This window comes from Clostridioides sp. ES-S-0108-01 (genome assembly GCF_020662285.1).
In the GTDB taxonomy this organism is placed as follows: domain Bacteria; phylum Bacillota; class Clostridia; order Peptostreptococcales; family Peptostreptococcaceae; genus Clostridioides.
Map to the genome: position 1 here is coordinate 1 of NZ_JADGMN010000026.1, position 12,486 is coordinate 12,486.

14 protein-coding genes and 1 rRNA gene are annotated in these 12,486 nt (G+C 28.8%); 3 read left to right on the forward strand and 12 right to left on the reverse strand.

All coding sequences use genetic code 11. The features are described from left to right. The 12 genes from IR152_RS17095 to dnaA all read right to left on the reverse strand — a co-directional run. Positions 1-175, reverse strand: a 16S ribosomal RNA gene (locus IR152_RS17095); the annotation flags it as partial. A 181-nt stretch (positions 176-356) separates the two neighbouring features. Beyond that, positions 357-1,130: a SigB/SigF/SigG family RNA polymerase sigma factor gene (locus IR152_RS17100; RefSeq protein WP_227453109.1), complete on the reverse strand. Its 774-nt coding sequence runs from the start codon at positions 1,128-1,130 to the stop codon at positions 357-359. Beyond that, a complete protein-coding gene (locus tag IR152_RS17105) occupies positions 1,130-1,537 on the reverse strand; it encodes an ATP-binding protein (protein ID WP_009892343.1) in 408 nt (135 codons plus the stop codon). The genes IR152_RS17100 and IR152_RS17105 overlap by 1 nt, the downstream gene beginning before the upstream one ends. 3 nt (positions 1,538-1,540) lie before the next feature. Continuing rightward, positions 1,541-1,858 (reverse strand): STAS domain-containing protein, encoded by a 318-nt coding sequence (locus IR152_RS17110; RefSeq protein ID WP_227453110.1) that lies wholly within the window; start codon positions 1,856-1,858, stop codon positions 1,541-1,543. Between the two features lie 11 nt (positions 1,859-1,869). Then, complete coding sequence (locus tag IR152_RS17115) at positions 1,870-2,130, reverse strand: DUF948 domain-containing protein (protein WP_227453111.1); 261 nt, start codon at positions 2,128-2,130, stop codon at positions 1,870-1,872. Then, positions 2,130-2,426 carry a YtxH domain-containing protein gene (locus IR152_RS17120; protein ID WP_227453112.1) on the reverse strand — a complete coding sequence of 99 codons (297 nt, stop codon included), beginning with the start codon at positions 2,424-2,426 and terminating at the stop codon, positions 2,130-2,132. The genes IR152_RS17115 and IR152_RS17120 overlap by 1 nt, the downstream gene beginning before the upstream one ends. A gap of 68 nt (positions 2,427-2,494) precedes the next feature. Continuing rightward, a complete protein-coding gene (gene gyrA, locus IR152_RS17125; protein ID WP_227453113.1) occupies positions 2,495-4,921 on the reverse strand; it encodes a DNA gyrase subunit A in 2,427 nt (808 codons plus the stop codon). Positions 4,922-4,940: 19 nt separating this feature from the next. Then, the gene (gene gyrB, locus IR152_RS17130) at positions 4,941-6,842 is read right to left on the reverse strand and encodes a DNA topoisomerase (ATP-hydrolyzing) subunit B (protein WP_227453114.1); all 1,902 of its coding nucleotides are present in this window, start codon (positions 6,840-6,842) and stop codon (positions 4,941-4,943) included. Then, a complete protein-coding gene (recF, locus tag IR152_RS17135) occupies positions 6,843-7,958 on the reverse strand; it encodes a DNA replication/repair protein RecF (protein WP_227453115.1) in 1,116 nt (371 codons plus the stop codon). Positions 7,959-7,974: 16 nt separating this feature from the next. Further along, positions 7,975-8,181, reverse strand: a complete 207-nt coding sequence (gene yaaA, locus IR152_RS17140; protein WP_227453116.1) for a S4 domain-containing protein YaaA — start codon at positions 8,179-8,181, stop codon at positions 7,975-7,977. Between the two features lie 136 nt (positions 8,182-8,317). Further along, complete coding sequence (gene dnaN / locus IR152_RS17145) at positions 8,318-9,424, reverse strand: DNA polymerase III subunit beta (protein ID WP_227453117.1); 1,107 nt, start codon at positions 9,422-9,424, stop codon at positions 8,318-8,320. A 241-nt stretch (positions 9,425-9,665) separates the two neighbouring features. Next, positions 9,666-10,985 carry a chromosomal replication initiator protein DnaA gene (gene dnaA / locus IR152_RS17150; RefSeq protein WP_003420483.1) on the reverse strand — a complete coding sequence of 440 codons (1,320 nt, stop codon included), beginning with the start codon at positions 10,983-10,985 and terminating at the stop codon, positions 9,666-9,668. 658 nt (positions 10,986-11,643) lie between these two features. Between dnaA and rpmH the strand changes: the two genes are divergently transcribed. From rpmH to yidD, 3 genes are all read left to right on the forward strand, one after another. Continuing rightward, complete coding sequence (gene rpmH, locus IR152_RS17155) at positions 11,644-11,781, forward strand: 50S ribosomal protein L34 (protein ID WP_003420485.1); 138 nt, start codon at positions 11,644-11,646, stop codon at positions 11,779-11,781. Positions 11,782-11,858: 77 nt separating this feature from the next. Then, on the forward strand, positions 11,859-12,203 hold the full coding sequence (gene rnpA, locus IR152_RS17160) for a ribonuclease P protein component (RefSeq protein ID WP_227453118.1): 345 nt from the start codon (positions 11,859-11,861) through the stop codon (positions 12,201-12,203). A 31-nt stretch (positions 12,204-12,234) separates the two neighbouring features. Then, positions 12,235-12,486, forward strand: coding sequence for a membrane protein insertion efficiency factor YidD (gene yidD, locus IR152_RS17165; RefSeq protein WP_003429301.1), 252 nt, complete (start codon positions 12,235-12,237; stop codon positions 12,484-12,486).

The following is a 12,486-nucleotide window of genomic DNA, read 5'->3' on the forward strand; positions in this document are numbered from 1 at the left end:
CAAATATATTATCCCGTATTAGCATACCTTTCGGTATGTTATCCGTGTGTACAGGGTAGGTTACCCACGCGTTACTCACCCGTCCGCCGCTCTTTACCGAAGTAAATCGCTCAACTTGCATGTGTTAAGCACGCCGCCAGCGTTCATCCTGAGCCAGGATCAAACTCTCAAATAAAAGTTCATCAGGCTCAGATACTATTGTTATCAAAATATCTGGCTTTATGGTTTGTTTCTTAATATAAATTAACCTACTGTTTAATTTTCAATGTTCGTGTTTATTTCCTGTTCCTTTTTTCAAGGACAAGTAATACTATATCATCTTTAAAACAGTAGGTCAATACTTTTTTTATATTTTTTTATAAATTTTTTTCATATTCTTTTTTCAGCTTCTCTACTATCTTTTTCTCTAGTCTAGAAACAGTCATTTGTGATATCTCTAGTTCTTTAGCTATACTAGATTGTGTTTTATCAAAGAAAAATCTATCTTTAAAAATTTTAATTTCTAATTCATTTAAAGTTTCAATAAACTTATTAATAAAATCTTCATACTCTATACTCCCAAAGTTAGCTTCTTCTTTTCCAATCTTATCAATAAGAGTTATATCTTTATCCTCTGAATCATCATTGCTTGATGAGTCTAAAGACATTGGTTGATATCCATAAGAAGCTTCCATAGCCTCTAGAACATCTTCTTCACTAACTCCTATATAATCAGCTATATCTTTTACCTTTGGATGCTTTTTATTTTCTTGTTCTAGTTTAATCTTTGCATCACTTATCTTTTTGCTTAGTTCCTGTATTCTTCTTGGTACTCTAAGTGTCCATACTTTATCTCTAAAATATTTTTTTATTTCTCCTACTATAGTTGGTGTCGCAAAACTGGAGAATTCAAATCCTTTTTCAACATCATATCTATCAATAGCATAAATTAATGCCAATGAAGCAACTTGATATATATCTTCAAAATCAACACCTTTATTTATATACTTCTTAGCTAACAATCTTGCTAAATACAGATGTCTTTCAATAAGAATATTCCTAATGTCTACATTTTTATCTTTATTATATAAATTAAATAGCTCTTTTGTATCCATATTTAGGTAATGTGTAGCATTAGCTACATTTTTCATTAAATATCAACTCCTAAATATTTAGTCATTTTTATTTTTGTCCCTTGATTATGCTCTGATTCAATATCTACATCATCCATTAAAGTTTTAATTATAAATAATCCAAGACCACTTTCTTTTGGATTCTCTAAATCTGGTGTACTTATTGAGCTAACATCATATCCTTTTCCATTATCTTGAATTTCTATATTAATTGCATTATCTAAAATATTAAATACTATATTAAACACATCATCTTTACTGTGCTTTATTGCATTTGTGCATGCTTCTGATACTGCTACCTTTATATCTTCTATATCATCTATTGGAAACCCCATCTTATTAGCAATTCCAGATGCTGTTAATCTTATTATACTAACATAATCCGGATTTGTAGTAATTTCCATCTTTATAGTCTCACAAGCCAAAGTTTATCCCTCCACTTTAAATATTTTATCTAGACCTGTTATAGTAAAAATCTTCCTAACATTAGTCTTAGGATTTACTATGTATATCTCTTTTTCATTTATTTTTAATTTTTTTAATACGCCTATCATAGCTCCTAAACCTGTTGAATCTATATAATCTAAATCTTTAAGATTAATTTTTACATCTAACATGTTCTTTTCTATTAAACTATGCAAGTGTTCCTTTAATTTATCTGCTGTAGAAACATCAAGTTCTCCATCAAGACAAACATTCCAAAACTTATTTTGCGAATCTAAATTTGACTCTATATTCATAGACATGTAAAAACCTCCTATTTCCTCTTAATAATTTTAAATATATTTCCTATACTCAATATTTTATTAATTACATAAACTATATCATCTATTCCCTTTGATATTGATGATGCATTTTCAACAATATCTTGTATATGTCTTTCATTATAATCTACAATCTTATACGCCTTTTCAACAATCTTATTTATACTATTTAGAGTTTTAGCTAAATAAATTGCTACTATAAGAGCAGAGCTTCCTACTAAAACTGCTCCAATCTGCCACCCCCATGCATTCATTAGTTAACATCTCCCTCATCATCAAAGCTTTTACTTATTACTATATCTTCTTCTGAAATCTTTATATCTTCTTCATTATTATCATCGTCTACTAAATTTATTATTCTCTCTTTAACATCATTAAATGTTTCATGTAGAACTTCTTTTGGATTTTCTTTCATATCATTAAACTTCTCTTTTGTTTCTTTTCTTAGTTCAGAACCTTTTTTGGGTGCAAAAAACATACCAAATAAAAACCCTAAAATAGCTCCTAATAATAAAAATCCACCTTTTTTACAACTTCTCTTATTGCACATAACAATTACTCCTTTCAACTTTAAATTTTTATCTAACTACATTATACAAAAAGAATAGGATATTTATCCTATTCTTCTTCAATATTTATTTTGGCAATCGAAACTACATTGACTTCATCATTAGTCTTCATTAATTTAACACCACTTGTAACTCTTCCAAATAGTGATATTTCATTAACTTTTATCCTAATAAGAACTCCATCAGAATTTATAATCATTATCTCATCATCTTCATTGACCATATCTGCACCTACAATTGTACCAGTCTTTTCAGAGATATTATAAGTTTTAATTCCTTTACCAGCTCTTATTTGACTTCTATACTCTTCTATATTTGTTCTCTTTCCAAAACCATTCTTACTTACAACTAACACATCTGTACCTTTACTACAAAGGTTCATAGATACAACAAAATCTTCTTTACTTAAAGTTATACCTTTTACACCCATTGCTGTTCTACCCATATATCTTATATCATTTTCATCAAACCTTATAGACATACCTTCTTTAGTTACTAAAAGTACTTCCTGTTTTCCGTCTGTAAGTTCTACTCCAATAAGCTCATCATCATCTCTTAATCCTATAGCAATAAGACCAGATTTATTTATATTTTTAAACTCTTCTCTCTTAGTCTTTTTAACAATACCTTTTTTCGTTGCAAGTAATAAATATTCATTTTCATCATTACCATCTATAGGTATTAGAGTAGCAATTTTCTCATCTGCTGACAATTGAAGTAAGTTCACTATAGCAGTACCTTTAGCTTGTCTCTTACCTTCAGGTATCTCGTATGCATTTAGTTTAAACACTCTACCTTTATTTGTAAAGAACAATAGTCTACTATGAGTAGTTGTAGTTATCAAGTGTCTTACAAAATCTTCTTCTCTAGTTGTAAGTGCTGAAATACCTCTTCCACCTCTTTTTTGACTCTTATAAGTGTCAGATGGAAGCCTTTTTATATATCCAAAGTGAGTAAGAGTTATTGCTATTTCTTCATCACTTATAAGATCTCTCATATCTATTTCGCCTTCAGCATGTCTTATTTCTGTTCTTCTCTCATCAGAGTAATTTTCTTTTATTATTGTAATTTCATCTTTTATTACATTTAAAAGTAGTCTTTCATCAGCTAAAATTTCTTTTAATCTATTTATCTTCTTGATTAAATCTTCATATTCAGCTTCTATCTTGTCTCTTTCTAAACCTGTAAGTCTTTGAAGTCTCATATCTAATATAGCTTGAGCTTGGATTTCGGTTAATTTGAATTTTTCTATTAAACCTATCTTAGCTTCTTGACCTGTTTTTGAAGCTCTTATCAAGCTTATAACAGCATCTATATTATCTAAAGCAATCTTTAATCCTTCTAAAATATGTGCTCTTGCTTCAGCTTTATTTAATTCAAATTTAGTTCTTCTTGTAACAACATCTTCTTGATGTTTAATGTAATGATACAGTATTTGCTTAAGATTTAAAACTCTTGGCTGACCATCTACAAGTGCAAGCATTATTATACTAAAAGTATCTTCCATTTGAGAATGTTTATACAGATTATTTAATACTATATTAGCATTAGCATCTCTCTTTAATTCTATAACGATTCTCATGCCATTTCTATTACTTTCATCTCTTAAGTCTGATATACCTTCTATTCTCTTTTCTTTAACTAGCTCAGCTATTCTTTCAACTAGTTTAGCCTTATTTACTTGATAAGGTATTTCTGTAACGATTATTTGCTGTTTTCCTTTTGGTAGTTCTTCTATAAAAGCTCTAGACCTAACTTTAACTTTTCCTCTTCCAGTTCTGTACGCTTCTGCTATACTCTCTTTTCCCATTATAATTGCAGCAGTAGGAAAATCTGGTCCTTGAACAAATTTTATTAACTCATCTACACTACACTCTGGATTATCTATTAAGTATACAGTTGCGTCAATTACTTCAGCTAAATTATGTGGAGGTATTGAAGTTGCCATACCAACAGCTATACCATTTGAACCATTTACTAATAAATTAGGATATCTCGCTGGCAATACTGAAGGCTCTTTTAATGACTCATCAAAGTTTGGTTTAAAGTCTACAGTTTCCTTTTCAATATCTCTCAATAACTCTAATGATAATTTACTCATTTTAGCTTCTGTATAACGCATAGCTGCCGGTGAATCTCCATCAACAGAACCAAAGTTACCATGACCATCTACTAAAAGTGCTCTAGTTGAAAAGTCTTGAGCCATTCTTACCATTGCATAATAAACAGCAGTATCTCCATGAGGGTGGTACTTACCTAAAACGTCCCCAACAATACGAGCTGACTTTCTGTATGGTTTATCTGGAGTTAAATTTAATTCACTCATTGAGTATAGTATTCTTCTATGAACTGGCTTTAAACCATCTCTAACATCAGGAAGAGCACGTCCAGCTATGACACTCATCGAATAATCAATATACGATTTTTTCATTTCTTCCGCTATTTCAATAGGGAGTATTTTGTTATTTTCTTCCATGTATACTAATCCCCTCTCTCTATATATCTAAGTTTCTAACAAATCTTGCATTTTCTTCTATAAATTCTTTCCTTGGAGCAACCTTATCACCCATAAGCATTGAAAATACTTCATCTGCAATTGCAGCATCTTCTACAGTCACTTGTAGTAAAGTTCTTGTCTCAGGATTCATAGTTGTTTCCCATAATTGCTCTGCATTCATCTCTCCAAGACCTTTGTATCTTTGAAGTTCAACACCATTTCTTCCAATTTCATCTAATAAGATATTTAACTCTTTATCTGAGTAAACATAATGTTCCTTTTTTTGCTTTGTCACTTTATATAAAGGTGGCTGTGCTGCATAAACATACCCCTCATCTATAAGAGGTCTCATATATCTAAAGAAGAATGTTAATAATAAAGTTCTTATATGGGCTCCATCTACATCGGCATCGGTCATAATTATAATTTTATGATATCTAGCCTTGTCTATATCAAAATCTTCTCCAATACCACAGCCATAAGCTGTTATCATATTTTTTATTTCATCTGAAGATAATATCCTATCTAGTCTTGATTTCTCAACATTAAGTATTTTACCCCTTAAAGGAAGTATAGCTTGACTATTTCTATCTCTACCTTGCTTAGCTGAACCTCCCGCTGAATCTCCCTCGACTAAAAATATTTCGCTTTTAGCAGGGTCTTTCTCTGCACAATCTGCAAGCTTTCCAGGTAAAGATGTACTTTCTAGTACACTTTTTCTTCTTGTTAATTCCCTTGCTTTTTTTGCAGCTTCTCTAGCTCTTTGTGCTCTTAAAGCTTTATCAACAATTATTCTCGCTGTTGATGGGTTTTCTTCTAGGAAGGAACCAAGTTCATCAACTGTTACACTATCAACTATACCTCTCATAAAACTATTACCTAACTTTGTTTTAGTTTGACCTTCAAACTGAGGTTCTGGTAATTTAACTGATACTACTGCTGTAAGACCCTCTCTTATATCTTCACCAAGTAGGTTAACATCATTTTCCTTTAAAAATTTATTTCTCTTAGCATAATCATTTATAGTCTTAGTAAGAGCTGCTTTAAATCCACTTAAATGAGAACCACCTTCATGTGTATTTATATTATTCGCAAAAGAATATATGTTCTCTGTATAACCATCCGTATATTGCATAGCTAGTTCGACAAAATAATCATCAACCTTTTTATCTATATAAACTATGTCATCATGTATACCAGTTCTAGATTTATTTAAATACTTAATGTATTCTACCAAACCACCTGTATAGTGAAATTCTTTTCTTTTTTCTTGTCCTTCTCTTTTATCTTCAAATACTATTTTTATTCCTTTATTCAAGAAAGAAAGTTCTCTAAGTCTATACTCCAGTGTTTCATATTTAAACTCTACTTCATCAAATATTGTCTCATCTGGCATAAATTGAATCATTGTTCCTTTATCTTGAGATTCCCCAACTACTTCAAGCTTAGATGTTGGTAATCCTTTCTCATATGTTTGCTTATATATCTTTCCATTTAAGTAAACCTCTGCTACCATCCATTTTGACAATGCATTAACTACAGAAACACCAACTCCATGAAGACCTCCAGATACTTTATATCCTCCGCCTCCAAACTTTCCTCCTGCATGAAGATTAGTCAATACTGTTTCTAAAGTTGATTTACCAGTTTTAGGATGTATTTCAACAGGGATACCTCTTCCGTTATCTTTTACTAAAACACTGCCATCTTCATTAATAGATACATATATGTCTGAACAATATCCTTGTAAAGCCTCATCTATACTATTATCTACAACTTCATAAACTAAGTGATGTAAACCCCTAGGGCTTGTACTACCAATATACATACCTGGTCTTTTTCTAACGGCTTCTAATCCCTCTAATACTTGTATCTGACTTGCACCGTATTCTTGTTTCATTTAATTTCCTCCATTCTCTATGCTAATAACATCGCCATTTTCAATATTAAATATTGTAACATTTTTTTCATCAAATATTTTTTTATGTGAAATCTCAGCACTTGTTATAAACATTTGAACATTGCTTAAATTATTTACTAAAAGTTTTTGTCTTGCTTCATCTAACTCACTAAAAACATCATCTAAAATTAATACTGGATACTCTTCAACTTCATTTTTTATTAATTCTATCTCTGATAACTTTAATGATATTGAAGCAGTTCTTTGTTGACCTTGTGAACCAAAAAGTCTTGCATCTAAATCATTTATGAATATATTTAAGTCATCTTTGTGTATACCATATCTGGTAGTCTTAGATTCTATATCATTAGGTCTATTCGATGACAACTTGGCTAAAAATTTATTATATACTGTATCTATAGTATCTTCATCAGTTATATTTATTTGATTTTTATATCGAATTGATAATCTTTCAACTCCATTAGTCAAATTCATATGCATATTTTCAGATATATTAGCTATCTTTTTTATAAAGTCTCTACGCAAAATATAAATATAACTTCCATACTTTGCTAATGTATCATCATATACATCTAATAAAGCTTCATCGACATGTATACTTTTAAGCACCCTACTCCTTTGAGAAAGTGTTTTATTGTAATTGGTAAGATATTTATAATATTTAGGTATAATCTGACTAATCTCTTTGTCTATAAATGTCCTTCTTTCTTTAGGACCCTCTTTAACCAATCTCAAATCCTCAGGAGAAAATATAACAACATTTAAGTTGCCAAGTAATTCCTGTATCTTTTGTAAAGGAACTTTATTTATTCTTATCCCCTTTTTATCTTTTCCAATAATTAGCTCTATTAGACTATATTTATCATATTTTGAAAAACTTCCTCCAATATATGAGTTTTCACTATTAAACCTAACCATTTCTCTATCTTTGTTAGTCCTAAATGATTTTCCAAAAGAAAGCATATAAATAGATTCTACTATATTTGTCTTCCCTTGACCATTTTTACCAACAAGTAGATTTACTTTCCCATTAAATTCCAGATGCAACTTTTTATAATTTCTAAAATTAACAAGCTGCAAACTTTTAAGTTTCACAAAAAGTTCTCCTTTTTTACAATACTTTTATTTTAGTTCCTTCTATCTCAACTATATCTCCTGATTTTATCTTTTTTCCTCTTCTTAATTCTATTTCATCATTTACTGCCACTAAACCTTCTTGAATTAAAAATTTTGCATGACCTCCTGTTGATGCAATCTCTGCTAATTTAAGAAATTGATCCAACTTTATATATTCTGATTCTATAGTTATTTCAGTCATAATAGCTCCTCCTTGTCACTATTTTAAACAAATTCCTATTGATACACTAAAAGTATATTATACCATAAATATGCTTATAAAAGGAGTTGTCTAAGATTAGAAAAATTTTCTACAAAAGACAACTCCTTCATGTCTGCTATATATTTGATGATATTCTTACTGGAAGTAGTAAGTAAATATAATTAACATCATCTGTTGGTTTAATTATACAAGGATTTACATTTGTAGTAAATTCTATAAATATTTCCTCATTATCTATATTTTTCAAACCTTCAATAAAGTATCTAGAATTAAAAGCTATATCTAGATAATCTCCATCTAAATCTATTTCAACCTCTTCATACACATTTCCTTTTTCTGTATTGGAAGTAATTGCCATTACCTTATCCCTTATAGATAATTTTATAAGATTATTTTTTTCTGATTGAGACAATAAAGATGCTCTTTCTATACTATTTAAAAGTTCCTTAGTATTTAATTTAACTCTGCTGTTATGTTCTCTTGGTAATAATTTTTTATAATCAATAAAATCTCCCTCAAGTAGTCTTGTAATAATTTTTGTATCATTAATTATAAAAATAGCATTTTTTTCGTTAAATCCAACTTTAACATTATCTTCTCCAGAAAGCAAGCTATTTACATCTATAAGTGTCTTTCCAGGAATTATAACTTTTATATTTTCAGTTAAACTATCAACTGAGCAACTTTTTACAGCTAATCTATATCCATCAATTGCTACTAAATTTAAGTTTTTATCAACAATCTCTAAAAGCTCTCCCATTAAAACAGGTTTCGTTTGATCCTGTGAGATAGCAAATACAGTTTGTTTAATCATATTTTTTAGGATTTCTTGAGGTATGCTATATAAATCTTCTTCGTTTAATTCTGGTAGTTTAGGGAATTCTTTTGCTGCATATCCTTTAATTTTAAATCTTGAATTTACACAATTTATGTAAATATTATTTTCTGAATCAGTTTCTATTTCAACAAAAGAATCTGGTAATTTTCTAATTATATCTCCAAATAGCCTTGCATCGACAACAACATCACCTTTTTCTATAATTTCTGCTTGTACGTAAGTTTCTATTCCTATTTCAGCATCATATCCAGTAAGTTTTAATTGACCTTCTTCTGTAGATATAAGTATACCTTTTAATAGTTCTATAGTAGTTTTTCCATTAATAGCTTTTTGAGCGATTCCAATTCTATTTGCTAGGATTTTTTGATTACAAATTATTTTCAATGTGGATAACCTCCTCTGGCTTTTTATATAAAAAAATAAGTTAAAATCATAGTAGTAATAGTAGTAGGTGTTGTTGATAATGTTAATAAGTATGTATAACATTATAAATACAAAGATATTAACATGTGTATAAGATGTTAATATCTTTGTTATTTTAGACTTGATAATTTGTTAATAATTTTTGTTCAAAAAAAGTATTAACAGGTTATTCAAGAGATATAAACATACAATTGTGTATAAATTATCCCTTCAAATCTGATATAATTTTATCTATTTTAGTTTTAATTTCTTCACTTTCTTCTATATCCTTAGACACTTTATCATGAGCATGAATTACTGTTGTATGGTCCCTACCCCCAAACTCTTCACCTATTTTAGGAAGGGATAAATCAGTAAGTTCGCGCGTTAAATACATAGCTATTTGTCTTGGATAAGCTATTGAACGTGTTCTTTTTTTAGAATTAAAATCTTCCATTTTTAGATTGAATACAGAAGATACTTTTTCTTTTATTCTAAGAACATTTATTTCTTCATTTTTAGAAGTTGTTATAATATCTTTCAAAGCTTCTGTAGCAAGATCAAAAGAGATTACCCTATTACTAAGAGAAGAATAAGCAACTACTCTAGTTAATGCACCTTCTAGTTCCCTTATGTTTGACTTAATATTCTTTGCTATATATGACATGACTTCATTTGGCACATCTATACGTTCTAGTTGAGCCTTTTTTCTAAGTATAGCAATTCTTGTCTCAAAGTCTGGTGCTTGAATATCAGTTATAAGTCCCATTTCAAATCTCGATCTTAGTCTATCTTCTAGTGTAGGTATATCTTTTGGCGGTCTATCACTAGATATAATTATTTGTTTGTTTGCTTCATGAAGAGTATTAAATGTATGGAAAAACTCTTCTTGAGTTCTTTCTTTCCCTGCTATAAATTGAATATCATCGATTAATAATACATCTACATTTCTATATTTATTTCTAAATTCTTCGTTTTTATCGTCTTTTATAGAATTTATAAGTTCATTAGTAAATTTTTCTGAAGAAACATAAACGACTTTTGAGTCTTTTTTTTGACTAACAATATGATGACCTATAGCATGCATTAAGTGAGTTTTACCTAATCCAACTCCTCCATACAAAAAAAGTGGATTGTAAGCTTTAGCTGGAGATTCTGCAACTGCAACACATGCAGCATGTGCAAATCTATTGCTATTACCAATAACGAACGTATCAAATGTGTATTTTGGATTTAGATTAGGGTAAAGCACCCTATAATTTAAATCTGTACTATCAGAATTTAAGTCGGCAACTTCTTTTTCGCTCAATACAAATTTAATATTATATTTTTTTAATGACAACTGACTGATAGCATCTTCAATTAAATGCAAATATCTATTTTCTAAGATATCTTTATTAAAATCACTAGGAGCCAGTAAAATTAAGTCATTAAGATGTATTTTTAATGGTACGATGTTTTTAAAAAAGGTATTAAAACTTACTGAAGTTAAGTCACCTTTTATTAATTGTAGGGTTTTGTCCCATAAAGAAACTATATCCATAATATAAACCTCCGAACAGAATAATTAATATTTTCCACAAAGTTATTAACAGAAAAGCAAAAATATATATAAATTTTACAGAATAACTAAATTTATGGATAATGGTGTTGATAAATTAATAATAGTATAAATTATTAAAAAAATATGAAAAGATATAAACAATATGTAGATAAAGTTATAAATAACATAAACATACAATAAATGGTGATTATAACTAGAGTATTGTCAGTAATCTTAAAAGTTATACACAAAACTATCCACAAGCTGTGAATAATTTCTAATAAGTTGATAATATTTATGCACATTATCAACAAGTATATTTATAATATCAAAATATATGTCAAACTTCAATGATTTATAACTAATTTATCCACAATATTAACTAATTGTTGATAAAAATATAAACATGTTAAAATTACTTTATTTGTGTATATAATTGAAAAAAATAATTTAGAATAAAATTAAATAGATTTTTACTAGTATTTTCAATAAAAAAAATACATAATATATATATGGTAGATTTTGTGATATAAGCGTCCCAAAAACTCGTTGACAACAGTAGTAAAAGTATTTATAATTATATGTGTTATGTTTACTTTGAGGGTAAAGTTATTATTTTTATAAACGGAAAATAAAATCTGAAAGGCGGTGCAAAATAATGAGTAAAAGAACTTATCAACCAAAAAAGAGACAAAGAAGTAAAGAACATGGTTTCAGAAAAAGAATGAAGACGTCTAACGGAAGAAACGTGTTAAAGAGAAGAAGAGCTAAAGGAAGAAATAGATTAACTCATTAATTACAAAAGGGCCGCTGCAAAGGTGGCCTTTTTGTGTAAATAATTACAATTCATAGCTGTGTTTATGGAGGTTAACTATGGACTTTAATAGGACTAAAGGGTTGAAAAAAGACTCTGATTTTAGAAAAGTATATAAACACGGCAAATCTTTTGCAAATAAATATTTAGTAATATATATACTTAAAAATAAATCAGATTGTAGTAGAGTAGGCATTTCTGTTTCAAAAAAAGTAGGAAAAGCCATCACTAGAAATAGAGTAAGAAGACTAATAAAAGAGGCCTATAGATTAAATATTGATGAAAAAATTAAGCCTGGATATGATATAGTATTTATAGCAAGAGTATCTAGTAAGGATGCTACTTTTAAAGTTATAGACAAGTCTATAAAAAATTTAGTTAAAAGAACGGATATTTCTATTTAATTGTACGCTATAAATATGGAGGTTAATGACTTTGAATAAAATAATTTATATATTAAAGGAAATAAGTAAGTATTTATCGAATTTATGTATTTATTTAGTGAGATTTTATCAAAAGTATATATCTCCCTTAAAGGGACCTACCTGTAGATTTTATCCAACTTGCTCACAATATTCAATAGAGGCGTTTAAGAAATATGGATTTGTAAAAGGTATGTATTTAACAATAAGAAGACTTTTAAAATGTCATCCTTTTCATCCAGGAGGTTACGACCCTCTAAAATAA